Origin of the sequence: Sorangium sp. So ce834 (assembly GCF_051521425.1) — a bacterium.
Taxonomy (GTDB): Bacteria; Myxococcota_A; Polyangia; order Polyangiales; family Polyangiaceae; genus Sorangium; species Sorangium cellulosum_D.
The window spans coordinates 9,858,202-9,875,418 of record NZ_CP150351.1 but is presented as its reverse complement, the minus strand read 5'-3'; the positions used below and the strand labels follow the sequence as shown (position 1 = coordinate 9,875,418).

Annotated in this window: 14 protein-coding genes and 1 tRNA gene; 9 read left to right on the top strand and 6 right to left on the bottom strand. The window is 74.2% G+C overall.

What is annotated here, in order from left to right:
- Nucleotides 1-660: 660 nt before the first annotated feature.
- Nucleotides 661-736: transfer RNA gene (locus tag WMF20_RS36260), tRNA-His, on the bottom strand.
- 333 nt (nt 737-1,069) lie between these two features.
- A complete protein-coding gene (locus tag WMF20_RS36255; RefSeq protein ID WP_129578560.1) occupies nt 1,070-2,161 on the bottom strand; it encodes a histone deacetylase family protein in 1,092 nt (363 codons plus the stop codon).
- An 81-nt stretch (nt 2,162-2,242) separates the two neighbouring features.
- Here WMF20_RS36255 and WMF20_RS36250 point away from each other — a divergent pair, with 81 nt between their 5' ends.
- Complete coding sequence (locus WMF20_RS36250; protein WP_437606365.1) at nt 2,243-3,691, top strand: MXAN_5187 C-terminal domain-containing protein; 1,449 nt, start codon at nt 2,243-2,245, stop codon at nt 3,689-3,691.
- 46 nt (nt 3,692-3,737) lie between these two features.
- Here the strand turns inward: WMF20_RS36250 and WMF20_RS36245 are convergent, their stop codons facing one another.
- Nucleotides 3,738-4,973 carry a hypothetical protein gene (locus WMF20_RS36245; RefSeq protein WP_437606364.1) on the bottom strand — a complete coding sequence of 412 codons (1,236 nt, stop codon included), beginning with the start codon at nt 4,971-4,973 and terminating at the stop codon, nt 3,738-3,740.
- A 143-nt stretch (nt 4,974-5,116) separates the two neighbouring features.
- On the opposite strand from WMF20_RS36245, the gene WMF20_RS36240 reads away from it, so the two are divergent.
- From WMF20_RS36240 to WMF20_RS36225, 4 genes are all read left to right on the top strand, one after another.
- Nucleotides 5,117-6,118, top strand: coding sequence for a hypothetical protein (locus WMF20_RS36240; protein ID WP_237244395.1), 1,002 nt, complete (start codon nt 5,117-5,119; stop codon nt 6,116-6,118).
- A gap of 121 nt (nt 6,119-6,239) precedes the next feature.
- Nucleotides 6,240-8,576 carry a transglycosylase SLT domain-containing protein gene (locus tag WMF20_RS36235; RefSeq protein ID WP_437606363.1) on the top strand — a complete coding sequence of 779 codons (2,337 nt, stop codon included), beginning with the start codon at nt 6,240-6,242 and terminating at the stop codon, nt 8,574-8,576.
- A gap of 101 nt (nt 8,577-8,677) precedes the next feature.
- Nucleotides 8,678-10,021 (top strand): hypothetical protein, encoded by a 1,344-nt coding sequence (locus WMF20_RS36230; RefSeq protein WP_437606362.1) that lies wholly within the window; start codon nt 8,678-8,680, stop codon nt 10,019-10,021.
- Nucleotides 10,022-10,207: 186 nt separating this feature from the next.
- Complete coding sequence (locus WMF20_RS36225) at nt 10,208-10,906, top strand: DUF4230 domain-containing protein (protein ID WP_437606361.1); 699 nt, start codon at nt 10,208-10,210, stop codon at nt 10,904-10,906.
- 82 nt (nt 10,907-10,988) lie between these two features.
- Here WMF20_RS36225 and WMF20_RS36220 read toward each other — a convergent pair whose 3' ends face one another.
- Nucleotides 10,989-11,717, bottom strand: a complete 729-nt coding sequence (locus WMF20_RS36220) for a class I SAM-dependent methyltransferase (protein WP_437606360.1) — start codon at nt 11,715-11,717, stop codon at nt 10,989-10,991.
- Nucleotides 11,718-11,966: 249 nt separating this feature from the next.
- On the opposite strand from WMF20_RS36220, the gene WMF20_RS36215 reads away from it, so the two are divergent.
- A complete protein-coding gene (locus WMF20_RS36215; protein WP_437606359.1) occupies nt 11,967-12,875 on the top strand; it encodes a hypothetical protein in 909 nt (302 codons plus the stop codon).
- Nucleotides 12,876-13,196: 321 nt separating this feature from the next.
- Complete coding sequence (locus tag WMF20_RS36210; protein ID WP_437606358.1) at nt 13,197-13,514, top strand: hypothetical protein; 318 nt, start codon at nt 13,197-13,199, stop codon at nt 13,512-13,514.
- Between the two features lie 157 nt (nt 13,515-13,671).
- Here the strand turns inward: WMF20_RS36210 and WMF20_RS36205 are convergent, their stop codons facing one another.
- Together WMF20_RS36205 and WMF20_RS36200 are read right to left on the bottom strand one after the other, a co-directional pair.
- Complete coding sequence (locus tag WMF20_RS36205; RefSeq protein ID WP_437606357.1) at nt 13,672-14,358, bottom strand: Vgb family protein; 687 nt, start codon at nt 14,356-14,358, stop codon at nt 13,672-13,674.
- Nucleotides 14,359-14,367: 9 nt separating this feature from the next.
- Entirely contained in the window at nt 14,368-15,588 is a 1,221-nt protein-coding gene (locus tag WMF20_RS36200) for a helix-turn-helix domain-containing protein (protein WP_437606356.1), read from the bottom strand.
- Between the two features lie 83 nt (nt 15,589-15,671).
- Here WMF20_RS36200 and WMF20_RS36195 point away from each other — a divergent pair, with 83 nt between their 5' ends.
- Nucleotides 15,672-16,478 carry a DUF899 domain-containing protein gene (locus WMF20_RS36195; protein ID WP_437606355.1) on the top strand — a complete coding sequence of 269 codons (807 nt, stop codon included), beginning with the start codon at nt 15,672-15,674 and terminating at the stop codon, nt 16,476-16,478.
- A gap of 495 nt (nt 16,479-16,973) precedes the next feature.
- Nucleotides 16,974-17,201 (top strand): hypothetical protein, encoded by a 228-nt coding sequence (locus WMF20_RS36190; RefSeq protein WP_437606354.1) that lies wholly within the window; start codon nt 16,974-16,976, stop codon nt 17,199-17,201.
- Nucleotides 17,202-17,217: the final 16 nt, after the last annotated feature.

Below are 17,217 nucleotides of genomic sequence, written 5' to 3'. Positions count from 1 at the left end.
TGTCTCCGGGAGAAGGGATAAAGGCTCACCGCGATGGATGGATATCCATGAATCGATGTCTCCGGGGCTCGCGAAGAACACTTATAGAATCGAGCGATGCGCGGAGCCCCGCGCGACGCGCGCATGGAATGCCGCGCGACGCGCTCATGAGGCGACGCGCGAGCGCGCTCATGAGGTGACGCGCGAGCGCGCTCATGAGGTGACGCGCGAGCGCGCTCATGAGGTGACGCGCGAGCGCGCTCACCGAGGGCAACGGCCTGGAGCGCGTCGCGCGCTCGGACCGGGGCACGCGTCGCGCTCGCGCGGGGGCGGCCGAGAGAGGGGGGCCGCGGCTCGCGGTGGAAGGAAGAAGGCAGGGCGCGGAGATCGCGCGCGTCGCTCCCGCGGGCATGCCGCTTCAGGAGGGCGGCGGGTCGCCGGGGGCGAGCCGCTGCGCGGCCCTGCTGGAAGCGCCGCGATCGTCAGGCGACCGCTCGCCGGGCTCCGCCGCCTCTTGCGATGCGCAGGGCATGGCGCGCGCACGCTCGGGAGGCGCCGCAGACGTCGCGGTGCTCGGTCGAGGAGCCCGGCAGGCCTGCCTCGGCGGTCTGCTGATCCGTCGTGGTGCGATCAGCCTCCGGGCACCCGTCGCTTGCTGGGCGGCCTCGGGCTTGTCCTACCTGGGGTGAGTAACGGGATTTGAACCCGCGACACCTGGAGCCACAATCCAGTGCTCTACCAACTGAGCTATACCCACCGTTCTTCGCGGCCCGGGGGCTGCGAAGGCCTGGCAGAATACTCAGCTCCGCGCAGAGTGCAATCGGGGAAACGCACGGCGCGTCGCTCTTTTTGTTCCGGGTTGCTCCGGGCTCGCTTCCAGCGCCCCCCCGGCCCCGCGTTGCTCCCCGCCCTGGGGCCCCCGGCTTGGCTCCCCCGCCCTGGAAACGAGGCCGCGCCGCCTCGCCGCGCGGCACACCCCCTGACATCCCGCGCATCCCGAGCCGCCGGCGGTCCGCCCGCTGGCGGCGCCCCGGCTGCCTCGTTCACCCGTCGCGCCCTGCGCCCCGGCGCCCACCACCGGGCGGCTCCCTCAGAGCGTCGCCCACCGGCGCAGCGCGACCCGGCGGGCGCGGTCGAGGTCCCCGCGGTGGCGCGTCGAGATCGGCGCGCGCTGCGCGGGCGGCGGCCCGGACGCGCCCGCCGGCTCGTCCGCCTCGCGGCCGGAGGCGGCGATCAGCGCGGCGGCGAGCGAGCCCTCGATCGCCGCCAGGTCGTAGCCGCCCTCCAGGAAGACGGCGAGCCGCCCCCCCGCCTTCGCGGTCGCCATCGCCGCGAGCCGGCGGCCCATCGCCGCGTAGGCCGAGCGCGACAGCTTCATCGCCGCGAGCGGATCGCGCTCGTGCGCGTCGAACCCCGCCGAGACCAGGATGAGCTCGGGCGCGTACTCGTCGAGCACCGGCAGGACGAGCTCGTCGAACGCCGCCTCGTAGACCGCGTCCGTCGCCCCGTCGGACAGCGGCACGTTCACCGTGTAGCCGGCGCCCTCGCCGCCGCCGATCTCCTCGGCGGAGCCGGTGCCAGGGTAGAACGGCCACTGGTGCAGCGAGCAGAACAGCACCCGCGGGTCGTCCCAGAAGATGTCCTGCGTGCCGTTGCCGTGGTGCACGTCGAAGTCGATCACCGCCACCCGCGACAGCCCGCTGCTCAGCGCGGCCCTCGCCGCCACGGCGACGTTGTTCAGGAGGCAGAAGCCCATGCCCGTGTCGCGCGTCGCGTGGTGGCCGGGCGGGCGCAGCAGCGCGACGCCGAGCCGACCGGGGCCGGCGAGCACCGCCTCGACAAGCGCCACCGCGGCGCCGGCGCCCCGCCTCGCCGCGTCGACCGACCGCGGGACGACGTACGTGTCGGGATCGAGCGCCGCGTAGTGCCCGCTGACCCGATCCAGCGACTCGAGGTACCGGGGCGCGTGGACCCGGGCGAGCTCGTCCTCGGTGGCGTCGCGCGTCGCGACGCGCTCGATCGAGAGGCCAGCCGCGGCGCAGCGCTCGATCGCGCGGCGGGCGGCCTCGAGGCGCTCCGGGCGCTCGGGGTGCGCGCCGCGCGCGCGGTGTTGTTCGAACAGCGCGTCGTCGACGACGTAGAGGCGCGGGGCTTCGGAGTGCGGGTGATTCAAGTGCACCATGAGCTGGGTGGAGAGTTGTAGCAGCGCCGCAGCGGATGGTAGCTTGCCCTGAGCCCCCGAAAGAAGGAGTGGAGACGCAGGATGCGCGGAAAGATCATCGCAGTCTTCGCCGTGATTGTCCTCATGGTCGGAGGGCTCTCGTATGCCCTCACGCGCGCCTCCCTCGCGGAGATCGGGCGGCCCGGAGAGGCGTCGCGCGCGCTCGCGGCCGCCATGGCGCAGCTCCAGGTGGACGGCCTCGTGCTGGAGCGGTGGCTCGCCTCCCACGCGAGCGACCCGAAGCTGCGCGAGCCGTTCAACGCGGGCACCGCCCCGGCCCGCGCCGAGGCGGCCACGAGCGCCGCCAACGCCATCCGGGAGGCGGTCGCCGCCTCGCCCGAGCTCGGCAGGACCCCGCCCTCCCTCGTGGTCCTGGTGGACGCGAAGGGCGTGGTGCTCGGACGGAACGGCTCCGCGCTCATGCGCGGGGACAACCTCGGCGCCGTCTACCCGTCGCTGAAGCGCGCCCTCGAGCAGGGGGTGACCGGCTCGGACGTGTGGGTGAGCCGCGCGCGCAACGAGCAGCTGCTCGCGTCCTACGCGCCGATCCGCGGCGACGCCGGGCAGATCATCGGCGCCGTCGCCGTGGGCACCGCGCTGAACGACGAGCGGCTGACCAACGCGAGCGAGCGCACGAGCGGGCGGCTCCTCGTGGTCGCGATGCAGTCGGGCGACGGGCTCGACGTTGTCGCGAAGTCGCGCGAGACCCCCCCGCAGCTGGTCGCGGCGCTCACGGCGTCGCCGGCGAAGGACAGCGCCCTCCAGGCGCTGAGCTCCGGGCGGGCGGTCGACATCGGCGGGCTGTCCGGCGAGTACGGCGCCGTCGGGCACGCGCTCGAGGGCTACGGCGACGGGCGGCGGGCGGTGCTCCTCAGCGTCGCGCAGATCCGGACGCCGGGGCTCGCGAGCTCGCTGCTCTGGCCGATGCTCGGCGTCACCGCGCTCGGGCTCGTGCTCGTCGTGATCGCCGCCTACTTCCTGGACGCGTACATCTCGCAGCCGGTGTCCGAGATCGAGGACGGCCTGCTCGCGATCATGAACGGCCGGACCGACCTCCGGTTCGGGATCGAGCACGCCGAGCTCGGCGGGCTCGTGTTCCGGCTGAACTCGCTCCTGAACCAGCTGCTCGGCGTGCAGGAGGACGAGACCGACGCCGAGGGGCGCCCGTCGCGCGCGCCCACGTCGGCGTCGTTCCGGGACGCCCTCGAGGTCGACGAGCGCATGGCCGCGCTGTCCCCCGGCGAGATCCCGGCCGACGCCAAGGCGCTCCTCGAGGAGCCTGAGGACGCCTACTACGCGCGCATCTTCGCCGAGTACATCGCGGCGAAGACGTCGCTCGGCGACCCGGTGGATCACATCACCCGCGGCGCGTTCGTCGCCCGCCTCAAGGCGAGCGAGCAGGAGCTCGGGCGGAAGCACGGCAAGCCGATGCGCTACAAGATCGAGGTGCGCGGCAAGGAGGTCGTGCTCCTCGCCGTGCCGCTCGCCTGACGCGCGGCGCGCGCGCCCGGGTGCCGGAGCGGCGCGCCGCGGCCCCTCAGTGCAGCACGGCGTCCGGGCCCTCGTGCGGCTCGACGCGCCCCGACGAGGGCTCGCGGCGGAGGGCGATCACGTCGGAGAGCTCGCAGCCGAGCGCGAACGTGGGCGACGACGTCGTGACGATCCACTGCACGTTGGGGAGCGCCGCCCGGAGGCGGGCGGCGAGCGAGCGCTGCCGGTGCGCCGGCTGCTGCGCCTCGATGTCGTCGATCAGGACCACCCCCTCGGCGAGCCGCGGATCGCCGGTCGGGTGGGCGGACGCGAGCGCGCGGAGCGCCAGCGCGCCGAACGCGATGGTGTGCCGCGCGCTCCGCCCGAGATCGTCGAAGTCGACGCGCTGGCCGTCGGCGCGCTCGAAGATCGGCTCGAGGCGCAGCGGATCGACGCCCACGTACGTCGCGTCGTGGCCCTCGAGCAGCGCGTCGAGCACCTCCTTGAGCGCGCGCTCGAGCGCGCCGAGCCGCTCCGCCTGCGCGTCCGCGCGCGCGTCCGGCCGCGCCTCGGGCTTGTTCTTCGCGCGGTCGCGCGCGATCGCGGCCGCGACCGGCAAGAACGAGAGCACCTGCTTCGTCTCGCGGGCGAGGTCGGTGCGCGTCGCGTCGTCGAAGCTCGCGGCGGCGCGCACGTCGTAGCGGAGGATGCTGCGCTCGGGCGTCGTCAGCACGATCGCGGTGCGGGAGAACCAGCGCGCGCCCGAGAGCGCAACGAGGACGAAGCCCCCCTCGGCCGCGCGCCGCTCGAAGAGCGCCTGCTCCCGCCGCCGCAGGAGCGCCGCGTCCTCGGGCTCGTCGAGGCGCGCGTTCGGGCTCGCGACGCGCAGCGGGTGCGCGCGCGCCGGATCGTCCGTTCCGAGCATCCAGTCGGTGACCACGAGCGGGGGCGAGGCGTCGTCGCCGCGCGCTTTCAGCTGTGCGACCGCGTACCCGGGCCGCGTCGACGCGATCGCCGACAGGATCGAGGTCTTGCCCACGCCGTCGCCGCCGAAGAGGACCACGAGCCGGCGCGGCGCGCCGTCGGCGTCCTCGAAGGAGAGCGAGAGATCATCGAACGGGCCGACGTGGGCGAGGCGGACGCGGGAGAGCAGCACCGCCCGCGAAGCTACCACCGCGCCGCGCGCGCGGGACGCCGCCAGCGCCCACCCGCGCCGCCCGTCCGCCGCGCGCACGGCGGCGCGGGCGGCGCGGTGGTCGGCGCGCGGAGGTCGGCGCAGTCGGCGCACCGCTGCGATCGGCACGACGCCCGCCTTCGACGCGCCGTGGCATGCGCCACGCGTGGATTCCTCCGCTCCTCCAGCAGGCCCGCGCGCGCCGGCGCCTCCGCGCCTCCGGCGGCGCCCGCGCATCCGGTGGCGCCCGGTGGCGCGGCGGCCTAGAGTCGTTGTCCGGGGTCGTGATCGTGCTGCGCAAGCTGCCTCCGCCGGATTTCCGCTACGTGTGGCTCCACCCGGAGCCCGGCTCGACCGGCGCGCTCGCCGCGGCGGGGACCGCGGGGCTCGCGGGGGCCTCCGCGGCGATGTGGAGCGCCGGGAGCCACACGCTCTCGCTGGGGCTCATGGCGATGGGGAGCGCGCTCGGCGTGCTCGCGCTGGCCCGCGCCGAGCACCGCCTCCGCGCCCAGCGCGGCGCGCGCGAGGTGGCGATGGCCGTCGTGCCCTGGGGCGTCCTCGTCGACCCGGACACCGAGCCGCGCGTGCTGCGGTGGCCCGCCGTGAAGCGGGTGAGCGTCGACGTCTCGCACACCATGCGCGGCGGGACCCCGGCCGTCGTGTCGAGCCTCGTGACGGTGCACACCGCGCGCGACGTGCTCGCCGGCCGCGCCGCGGGCGCGGTGGACCTCGAGCGGCTCCTCGCCAACCTCGAGGGCTACGCGCAGGAGGCGGCGCGGCCCGTCGCCGGCGACATCGAGGGCCTGACGGTGCTCGGCGACGGGGTGACCGAGCCGATCGCCGCGGCGCTGCTGCACGCGGCGGACGGCGTCTGCGCGACCAGCCAGGGCGCCGCGCAGCTCGCGCTCCCGGGCGGCGGCTACCGCACCGCGGCGGCGCGCGCGGCCGCGCCCGAGACGGTCGCGGTGCTGCGCTCGGCGCTGTCGTGGAGCCACGACTGCCCCGCCGATCCGCGGCCGCTCGCGGCGATCCTCGCGGGCGTGCTCGGGGCCACGGAGCTCGTGCCCGAGCTCCTGCGGCTCGCGAGCTCGCCGCACCCGGTGGTCGCCGCGTTCGGCAAGGCCGCGGCGCTCCGCCTCGGTGCGCCGCCGAACCGCGCCGGCTCGCTCGACGAGGTCGCGGCCTTCCTGTTCGAGGAGGACGTCGAGATCGGAAAGCGGTGGATCGCGTCGGCCCCGACACTTTGTTTGCGACCTGGCGCGGAAGCTTGCTAGCTAAAGGGGTCGGCAGCGCGAGCGCTGCGGTTCGAGCGGCCTGCGCGCGGGGGCCCTCGGCCCGCGGGGCCCGGTCCTCACGGCGCGCTGCGTTCGGGTCGTTCACCGCGCCGGGTCGGCTATGAAACGGGCTCCGTCGCCACCGAAGCCGTCTGCGCGAGGAGCGCGCCGCGGGCTGGCCGCCGCGTGTCTCCTCGGCGCCTCGCTCGCCGCGTGCGCCGAGCCCCACGCGTCCGGGCCGCCGCCGTCGCAGAGCACCGCGCGCGCCGCGCCCTCGGACGCGCCGCTCGCCGCGGCCGCCGCGGCCGCCGCCGCCGCCATCCCGCCGCTCGCGCCGCCCCTGGCCCTCGGCGCGTGGGTCGAGGCCGTGCGGCTCGAGCGCTGGGCCGAGGCGGCGGAGCGGCTCGACGCCCTGCCGATGGAGCAGCGGGCGCTGCCCGCGATGAAGTACGCGCGGGCGCGCGTCGCGTTCGAGCTCGGCGATCACGGCAAGGCCGTGGAGCTGCTCCACGGCCTGGAGCAGGAGCTGCCGGTGCTCGCCCGCGAGGTCTCGCGCTACCGCGCGGAGGCCGCGTTCGAGGTTGGGCCGTTCCTCGCGGCGGCGGCGTACTTCGAGGCCACGGGCAGCGCGCCCGGCCTCGCGCGCGCGGCGATCGCCGCCATGAAGGGCGGCGATCTCCAGAAGGCCCGCGCGCTCGCCGATCGGGCGGTGGTCGCGGCGCAGCGCGCGCGGCGGTCGCGCGACGAGGCGGCGGCGCGGCTCGCGCGGGCGCGCGTCCAGCTCGGCGTGCGCGACGCCGCCGAGCGATCGGGGGACAAGGGCGGCGCGAAGGCCGCGGCGGCGGCGCTCGCGCTCGCCGACCTCCGGTGGATCGTGAAGAGCGCGCCGTCGTCGCCCGACGGGCGCGAGGCGGCGGCGCTCCTCGCCGAGATGCCGGGGCCGCTCTCGCCGGAGGACCGGCTCCAGAAGGTCGACGCCATGGTCGCCGGGGGCAGCGCGGCCGAGGCGATCGCCGAGCTCGACAAGCTCTCGGGCGTGCCGGCGTCGGAGCTCCACCACCGCAGGGCCACGGCGCTCTACCAGGCGCGCGACTACGCGGGCGCGGCCGAGGCGTTCCTCAAGGTCGCGGCCTCGCCGTCGGCGCGCCAGGCGGAGCAGCTGCACCTCGCCGCGCGCTCGCTCTCCCGGCTCCACCGCGAGGCCGAGGCGATCGAGCGGCACCTCGCGGTCGCGCGCAAGTTCCGGAAGACCCGCTGGGGCGAGCTCTCGAGCCTGCTCTCGGCGCGGCTCCTCATGCAGGTCGGCCGCTACGCGGAGGCGGTCGCGCAGTACGGCCGGTTCATCGACGCCTACCCGCGGAGCGAGCGGCGCGGCGACGCGCTCTACGAGCGGGCGCTCGCGATGCTCTCGACGAGCGGCGCGGCCCGGGCGCGGAAGCCGCTGGAGCAGCTCGCGCGCGGCGCGCGCCCGGCCGACGCGGCGCGGCTGCGCGAGCTCGCGGGGCTCGCGGCGCTGCGCGGCGGCGATCGTGACGGCGCGGTGCGGCTCTGGACGGAGGTGATGAAGGAGCAGCCGCTCTCGTGGGGCGCGCTGCTCGCGCGCTCGCGCCTCGCGGCGGTGGGCGCGCCCATGCCGCCGCTGCTCGTCCCGGCGTCGCTCCGGGACGCGCGGCCGGTGGAGGTGAAGCTGCCGCCGGCCGCGGCGCTGCTCGCGTCGATGGGGCTCGACGGCGACGCGGAGAGCTACCTCGCCGAGAACGAGCGCGAGGTGACGGCGGCCTACGAGGGGCAGGAGAGCGAGGCGCTCTGCAGGATGTACGGCATGCTCTCGCCCGCGAAGCGCCGTTACCGGGTGGGCACGCAGGCGGTCTCCGCCGCGGCGCTCCAGCGCGCGCCGTCGCACGCCGATCGCTGGACGTGGGAGTGCGTCTATCCGGAGCCGTACGCCGGCGAGGTGCGCGCGCTCGAGGCGCAGCACGGGCTGCCGAAGGGCCTGGTCCACGCGCTCATGCGGCAGGAGAGCGCGTTCGATCCCGTCGTGGTGAGCCCCGCGAGCGCGGTCGGGCTGATGCAGCTCATGCCGGCGACCGCGCGGAAGGCGGCGAGCGAGCTGTCGCTCGGGTTCGAGCTCGGGCAGCTCAAGAGCGCGCCGCTCAACCTGCGCCTCGGCGGCTTCTACATCGGCAAGCTGCTGCGGACGTTCGACGGGAGCCTGCCGCTCGCGACCGCGGCGTACAACGCTGGCCCCAAGGCCGTGTCGCACTGGCTCGAGGGGAAGATCGACCGGGACACCGGCGTGTGGGTGGCGCGGATCCCCTATGACGAGACGCGCACCTATGTGGGGCGTGTCCTCGCGAACCTGGCGCGGTATCAGTGGCTGGACGGCGGGGACGCGGCCGTGGAGATGCTCCCGCTGACGCTCCCCGCGGACGCGCGCGCCCCGGCCGACGCGTACTGAGGGCGCGAGGGTGGCCGCGCCGCGGCGGCGCAGGCGTTCTTCCTGCGCTGAAATTGCGCTGTGCGCTTGAACTCGCGGCCGGGTGCGCTCACCGTGATGGGGTGGCAGGAACCGCTGGCAGCGACGGCGTGTTCAAGCGGTGCGGGGTGCTCGTCCAGCCCTACGCGGACGCGCGCTTCGTCGGCCGGCTGCTCACCTCGGCGCTCGCGTGGCTGCTGGTCGTCTTCTCGGTGGCCTCGCTCGTCGAGCCCATCGCCGGCCGGCTCGCGATGGCGCTCCTGATGCCGTTCGTGCTGCTCGGGTCGCTGCTCGCGCTGCTCTGCCTCGCGTGCCTCTTGTACACGCCGATCGCGTGGCTCTGCGCGGCGGTGGGCTCGTCCGGCGCGGCGGTCGTCCGGGTGAGCAACGCGCTGTGGATCGAGCGCCCTGGCGATCGCCGGTCGTTCCCGCTGCTCTCGCTCACGCGCGCGCGGCTCTCGAGCTCCGGCGGCGAGGTCGCCTTGAGGACCGACGACGGCGACGTCATCCGCGTGCGCGTCGACGACCCGGTCGACGCGGAGCGGCTGCTCGGCGCGATCGCCGCCGGGCGGGCGCGGGGCACGTGGAGCGCCCGGCTCTACGACGACGCGCCGCGGCCGCTCCGGCGCCGCCTGTTCGTCGGCGTGGCGACGCTCGTGTCGCTGATCTGCTGGTCGGTGCTCGATTTCGACCTGGCGCTCTCGCTGGGCGTCATCACGGGCGCCGCGGCGTGGGTGCTCGCGGCGCTGCTCCGGGAGGGCTCGGCGCGCCGCGTGCTCGTGGCGGGCAGCGACGGGCTCTCGCTCCGGGACGAGGCCGGCGAGCGCTTCGTCTCGTTCGGATCCATCGAGCGGATCGACGAGACCGCGCTCGGGGTCGAGCTCGTGCTCACGGGGGGCGAGGAGCTCCCGCTGACCCTCGTGCCGCCGCAGCTGCTGCGCGATCCCAGCGAGACGGGGCTCAGCATGGAGCTCGCCGAGCGGCGCCGCGAGCACCTGCTCGCGCTCCTGCGCGAGCGGAGCGGGCGCGGCGCGGGCGAGGTGGGGCGGGCGGGCGCGCTCCTCGGGCGCCGCGGCCTGCCGGCGCCGGCCTGGCGGGCGGCGCTGCGCCGCCTCGTGAGCGAGGCCGGCGCCGATTACCGCACCGCGAAGCTCACGCCGGAGCAGGCGTTCGCCGTGCTCGAGGACGGCGGCGCGCCGGCCGAGCTCCGCATCGGCGCCGCGCTCGCGCTCTCGTCGTCGCGCGACGCCCAGACGGTGGAGCGGCTGCGGATCGCGGCCGAGGGCTGCGCGAACCGCGACGTGCGGCTCGCCATCGAGCAGGCGGCCGAGGACGACGTGGACGACGGGATGCTCGAGCAGGCGCTGTCGTCCTCGGCGGCGCGGCCGCGGCTGGACGCGCCGCGGTGCGCGACGCCGGCCGCGTGACGTGACGCAAGCCGCGCGACGCTGCCCCGGAGGGGCGCGCTGCTCGCCGGGCCCGGTCGGTTCTTCTCGCCCTCCGGCCTTCCGGTTCTCAGAACTCTCTCCCGAAGGACGCGCGGCTCTTCTAGGCTGTGCCCATCCGAGCTGCCGCGGGCGCCTGCGCGCCTGCGGTCCTCCGAGGTACCCCCGATGGAAGGCCCGCTCCAGGACCCCTACGCTTCGGTCGCAGCGCACGCGCCGCGCCCCCGCGCGCAGGCCGGCCGCGCCGCGCGGATCGCGCTGCTCGCGGTCGCGCTGCTCGCGTCGGTCGGGTTCGGCGCGCTCGTCGTGGCGCCGCGCCTCCGCGCGCCCGCGCCTGCGAGCACCATCGTCGCGCGGCCGACCCCCGCGCTCCTCGTCGCGATCCGCGACCTTTCGCGGCTCGAGACCACCGAGGTCCACGTCGAGAAGGTCGTGGATCTGGCCGACCGGCAGAGCCGCCTGTTCGGCCTGGTGCAGGCCACCGACGCCCTCCTGCTCGTCGCGGTGGGTCACGTCACCATCGGCGTCGATCTCGCGCGGATCGGCGAGGGCGACATCGCGATGGATCCGGAGACCGGGGTCGCGCGCATGACGCTGCCGGCGCCCGAGGTCTTCTCGACCCGGCTCGACGAGGACGAGACGTACGTCTACACGCGCAAGACGAGCCTGCTCGCGCGGCGCAACGAGCAGCTCGAGTCGCGGGCGCGCAAGGAGGCGACCGAGGCGATCGAGAAGGCCGCGCTCGAGGGGAACGTGATGGCGCGGGCGAAGGCGCAGGCCGAGCGGCAGATCACGGCGCTCGCGACGCAGCTCGGCGCGAAGCGGGTGGAGATCCGCTGGCGCGAGGTCGGCGGCGGGGGGGACTGACGCGGGGGAGGTGTCCGGGGCGCGGCGCGCGTGGTCGCGATCGGCGCGGACAGGGGTGCGCGATGAGGAGCGCGCCGGGGCGCTAGCGCTGCGCGGCCACGAGCAGGAACATCGGCCGCTCCCGCTCCTCCGCGAGCTCCGGCCGGGCGACGATCTGTGCGTCCGTCGGGCCCCATTCCTCCACGTGCGCGATGGCGAAGCCCGCGCGGAGGAGCGCGTTGAGCGTGGCGCCGATCGTGCGGTGCTGCTTCACCACGCCCTCGGCCAGCCAGTTCGTCGTGCGCGGGCCTTCCGCGAGATAGCCATCGATCGGCCACGTCCTGCGCCCGTCCGCATCGACGCGCCAGCCGGGGCGGCTCGGCGCCGTGTAGATCGGGTGCTCGACCGAGAAGACCAGGCGCCCTCCCGGCACCAGGGCCCGGTGTACCGCCGCGAGCAGCCCGCTCAGGTTCTCGATGTAGTGCAAGGCGAGCGAGCTGTAGGCGAAGTCGAACGCCGCCTCCGGCAGGTCCAGGCGCTCCAGGTCCATCCGCGCGTAGGCGATCGCGTCGTCCGAGGTCGCCGACCTGGCGCGCTGCAGCATGCGCTCGGACACGTCCAGGCCGAGCACATGGGCCGCTCCGTGCTGCCGCGCCCACCGGCAGAACCAGCCGTAGCCCGAGCCCAGGTCCACCACGCGCCGGCCCGTCAGGTCGGGCACGAGCGCCCGCAGCGCCGGCCATTCCGGCGCTCCATCGAGGCCCTCGACGGACCGGCGGAGCTGGCTGTAGGCCTCGAAGAATCCGGGATCGTCGTAGATGTTCTGCGTCACGGCCGCTTCCCTCCGCGACCCCGCAGATAGCCGACGCGAGCCTCGCCGTCGTCAGGTTTCGGGCCGCCGGGCGGTCCGGTCGCCGGGGATGACTTCGAAGGTTCATTTTTCGAAATGGCGCCCTGCCGGCGTCGCCACCCATTCGCAGCCGCGAACCTTGTCCAGGGGGCGACCATGCCGCGTATCGTCCGGCCTCTGATTTCCGTAGGCGTCGTCGTCTCGCTCGCCGCGTGTGCGCAGGGCACCACCTTGGACCACCCCGCCGAGGTGAGCGGCGGGGAGGATGGGGGCCTGGGCGCGGGGGAAGCTGGCCCGTTCGGCGCAATCGGGGACGTCGGCGGAGGGGGGAGCGCTCGCGACGGGAGCGGCTGGGATCCGCCGCTGGGGAGCTCGGTCGGCCCGTGCTCGGATGTGACGCACCACATCTATCTCGTCTCGCCCTACCAGGAGCTCTTTTCCTTCCATCCCGCCAGCCTGGAGCTCCATCGCATCGGCAGGCTCCCTTGCGGCGATGGCCGCCCGTTCTCGATGGCCGTCGACCGGAACGGCGTCGCCTGGATCGTCGACTGGAACGGGTCGGTCATCCGGGTCGACATCGCCACGGGTCGCTGCGAAGCCACGCCATACAAGGTGGAAGAGGGGGCACCGTTTCGCAATTTCGGCATGGCGTTCGCCGCCGACGACGGTCCCGACCAGGAGACCCTTTATGTGCGAGACGCGGTCTTCTTCGGTGACACGGACGAGGTGAACCGCGCCCGGACGCTCGGCGTCTTCGACAGGCGGTCGTACGCGGTCCACCCGCTCGGCCAGGGCGCGGGCGCCAACGCGGACCTGACGGGCACGGGCGACGGCCGTCTCTTCGGGTTCGTCAAGCAGCCGGCGGAGGGGTCTTTCGTCAGCGAGCTCGACAAGCTCACCGGCGCCACGCTCTCGGAGAGAGCGCTGCCCGGCGTGACGATCGGCAGCAGCTGGGCGTTCGCGACGTGGGGGGGCGCCTTCTGGTTCTTCGTGACCAACGACGAGGACGTGTTCTCGTCCCTGGTCTATCGCCTGGACCCTGATTCCCAGGCCCCGCCGGAGCTCGTGATGCCCGTGCTCCTGACCGCGGTCATCGGCGCGGGCGTCTCGACGTGCGCGCCGACCGAGGTGCCCCATTAGCCCGTCCGCCCGTCGGGGAGCTCGCGGGCGCGACCGCTGGGGGGCGCGCAGGGCTCCTGGCGGTGGCCTCCGGGGTGTAAGCTGCTGGGCGGCGAGCGCGTTGCTCGGGACATGACGATGAGGAGCGCCAGCGCATCGCCCTTGGTCTTGGTCGTTCTGGGGATCGTCGCTGCGTGTGCAGCAGAAACCCCGTCTCCGGACTCGCCCTCCGCCGCCGGCGAACCTCCCCCGGCCCGGGCCTGCACCCAGATCGGGTGCATCGACGGCTTTACCCTCCGGCTCGCGTCGGAAGCGCCCTGGCCTGCCGGTGCGTATCGCTTCGTGATCACCGCCGACGGCGAGACCACCACCTGCGAAGGAGAGCTGCCCCTGCCGGACTGCGCGGTGGGCCGGGCGCTCACGTGCAGCGGCCCGAGCCTGCTCATCGGCGAGTCCGGCTGCGCGTTGCCGCCGGGCGCGCACGGGTTCTCCGAGATCCAGATGAGCTCCGCTCCCGGGCAGGTCACCGTCGAGATCTCGCGCGACGGCGCGTCCCTGGCCAGGGCAGACTTCTCCCCATCCTACGTCGAGTCGCGCCCCAACGGCCCTGGCTGCGAGCCCGTCTGTCGCTCGGCCAGCGCCACGCTGAACGTGAAGTAGCGCCCGCGCCGGCCGGGCGCGGCGCGCTCCATCGGGCAACGCATGAATGAATGCTTCATGCGGGCTGGCGCCTCGGCGCGGGCGCGACGTGCGCGCCAGCGACCGAGCCGCCCGGCAATATCGTAGCAGACGATCGCGCGGCCGCGCGCCGTTTCGGCTACTTGCCCGTGGGCTTGACGGAGGTCTTGGCGCTGCTGCCTGTCGCGGAGGCGCGCCTGGGCCGGCGGACGGCTCTGATCGTGCCGCTCTTGCCGCCGCCGCAGAAGAACCGGTCGCCGCCGTCGGATTCCAGACCCGTGACGCCCATGCCGGGCGGCATCTCGAGCCGCTCCAGCACCTCTCCGGTCCGGGGATCGATCTGCCGCAATTCGCTCTCATCCCCTTCCCAGGTACCGTGCCAGAGCTCGCCGTCGCTCCAGGTGACCCCGGTGACCATGCGGCTCGACTCGATGGTGCGGAGAATCGCGCCTGTCTGGGGATCGACCTGATGGATCTTGCGGCCGCGATGCTGACCCACCCAGAGCGTCCCTTCGGCCCAGGCGAGCCCCGAGTCTCCGCCGCCGCCAGGCGCCGGGATCGTCGCGAGCACACGGCCGGTCTTCGGGTCGATCTTCTGGATGCGGTCCTCGGCGATCTGAAACAGGTGCCGGCCGTCGAAGGCCGTCCCCGCGTGCGCGGCGACATCGAGCGAACGCACCGCCCCTCCGCTCTCGGGATCGACGGCGTTCAGCTTGTCGCCGGACGCAAACCAGACATGCTGACCGTCGAAGGCGACGCCATGCACGTGGTCGCCACCCGGAAAAGGGCCGTATTCGCGGAGGATCTTGGCTGCTGATCGAGTCATGCGTCCATGCTAGTCATTCGGCAGCGGGGCGGGGAGCAACAAGATCGTCGTGAATCCCGGCCCCAGCGGGGTCATCCAGCGCCGCGCCCTCCCGTGACCGAAGGAGTGCACCTTGCCGGCCGCCGCGAGGGCGTCGAGGGCCCGCTGCACCGTGCGCTGGCTCGTGCCGAGTGCGAGCGCCAGGGCCGAGCTCGACCAGGACTCGCCGTCGGCGAGGAAGGCGAGCACCGCCGCATGCCGCTCCTCGACGGGCCGCGCCAGCACGACGACCTCGCGGGCGAGGCGCGGCGCCAGCGCGAAGCCCCGCCGCGTCGCGCTCACGCTCGCCAGAGCCCGCAGCGTCGCGCGAAGCCGGCCGATCTCGACCCGGAGCCGCGCACGATGCGAGTCGTCGGCGCGCTTCGCCTCGAAGGCCGTCGCCACCAGCGTGTCCCTCGGCACATCTCCGGGCCATGCCTCCGCCAGCGCGCGTGCGAGCGCGAACAGGACCGGCCGTCTTGCGAGCGAGACCGCCGTGCGCGCGTCGCGCACGACGTGGCGACAGGCATCCACGACCAGCGCCTCCGACGCCAGCAATGCCTCGACCTGCTCGAGCAGCAGGGGACGCGCCTCGCCGCGCGCGATCAGGCGTGCTGCCGGCGTGGTCAGGGCGAGGGACGCGCTCTCGACCTCCGCCGTCAGCGCGGGGATATCCGCCTTTCGCGCGGCGCGCGCGGCCCGGGCGAGCGCGGCGTGCGCCGGCTTCGTCCGGAGGCGCCGCATCGCGATGCCGGCGACGACCATCTCGTGGGCGGCCTTGAGCGCGGGCGGCAGGGGCGCCGGATCGAGCTCGGCGAGCCTGTCCTCGGCCTCGTCGAGGCGTCCGATCAGCAGCAGGCGCCGGATCTCGAGGACCCGCGCATGCGCGGCGTTCACCCGGTCGCCGTGCGCTTCGAGCGTCATCCGGGCCGCGTCGAGCATCTTCGCGGGCCAGTCCAGGTCGCGCGACGCGAGCGCGATCTCGGCCTCGGCGACCGCGCATCGCGCGCGGGCCACGGCCTCCTTCGCGCCGAAGGCGCGCGCCGCCCTTCGCAAGAGAGACTTCGCGCGCGCGAAATCGCCGAGCTGCGCCATCGCGATGCCGCGCAGCGCGAGCGCAGGCGCGTCGTCGCGCAAGGCGACCCGGTTCAGCGCGCCGAGCGGATCACCCGCCGTGAGCGCGCGCGCTGCGGCCGTGATCAGTGAGTCCATCCGAATCCCGCCACACTTGTAACTCCCGCCCGTTCGGCGCCCGATCCTAAACTACCTCACGACCGATTCAAGGAGTGAAGACGATGACGGCACACATGACCGGGACACGCGAAGACTGGCTGGCGGCGCGGCTCGAGCTGCTGGAGGCGGAGAAGGAGCTGACGCGGCGCAGCGACGAGGTGGCGCGGCGACGCCAGGCGCTGCCATGGGTCCGAGTCGACAAGGATTACCGCTTCGAGACCGACGACGGGGCTGCCTCGCTGGCGGACCTCTTCCGAGGGCGCTCGCAGCTCCTCGTGTACCACTTCATGTTCGGGCCCGACTTCGCGGCGGGTTGCCCCTCCTGCTCGATGATCGCGGACGGCTTCAACGGGTTCTCGGTTCACCTGGCCAACCATGACGTGATGCTCTGGGCGGTCTCGCGGGCGCCGCTCGCGAAGCTGCAGGCGTACAAGCGGCGAATGGGGTGGACCTTTCCCTGGGCGTCGTCGTCTGCGAGCGACTTCAACGCCGACTTCAATGTCTGGTTCACCGAGGAGCAACAGCGCAAGGGGGGCGTCGACTACAACTACCGGCGCGAGGTCGCGTTCGAGTGGCGCCCGGGCCAGGAGGGCGGCGGCGAGGCGGCGGAGGGCAAGATCGCGGCCATGTGCGGAACCGACACGGCCACGTTCCACCGCGACAGGCCCGGCATGAGCGCGTTCGCGCTGGAGGACGGCGCCGTTTACCACACCTATTCCGCCTACGCGCGCGGCCTGGACGGGCTGTGGGGTGCGTACCAGTGGCTCGACCGCGCCCCCAGGGGGCGCAACGAGACGGGCGTCTGGTGGCGTCGCCACGACGAGTACGACACGCCGGCGAAGAGCGTCGGCGCGCCATGCTGCAGGTGAACAAGCCAGCGGGCGGGCTGGTGGATTGCGCGCGTGTTCTCCGGCGCCGGGGCTTCACGGTTGACGACGAGCCCGAACGGCACGAGCACCGCGGCTTTGCTTGTTGACGCAACGTTTTGCGCGAGCGAGCCACAACCGGCGAGATCCCATCCAGCGAAGGCCGGGGGCGCAGCGGGGCATGAGGAGTGCATTCTCGCTGGCCCGACATGATGCAGACCGGACATCGGACAGGCAGGCTGCAGGACAGCTCGGCGTCTAGGGTGGATTCGGAGGAGGCGCTGGAGAAGCGCTCGGCCATTCGAGATGACGGCGCCCGATGCTGCCTCCTGGTCAGGCGCGCAGCGGCGCGCACGGACGCTCCGGTGAGCGTGTGCATGTCTCATGGCACTCTCAATGCATGTGGCTAGGTGAGCAACGAATCGTTGCTGGGCCAGAGAAGGCGCTTCTTGGCTCGACTGCAACAAGCAATAACCCGAAGCTGGAGGAATGAACAATATGAAAACTGCACATCGTCTCATCGCGGCGGCGGGCGTGGCATCCGCATGGCTCGGCGCTACCAGCCTGGCGTACGCGGACGTGATTCCCCCCGCCAACGGCGGAGGTGGTCCCGCCGCCCTGGCGACGCCGGTGGCCGCTGGCGTGATGAGCATCCTGGCCATCGCCGGGCTCGTGGGGGTGCCCCTCGCGCTCCGGCGGCGGCGGCCTAGCGAAGCCCTCGGGTGACGCAGCGCGAGCGCCG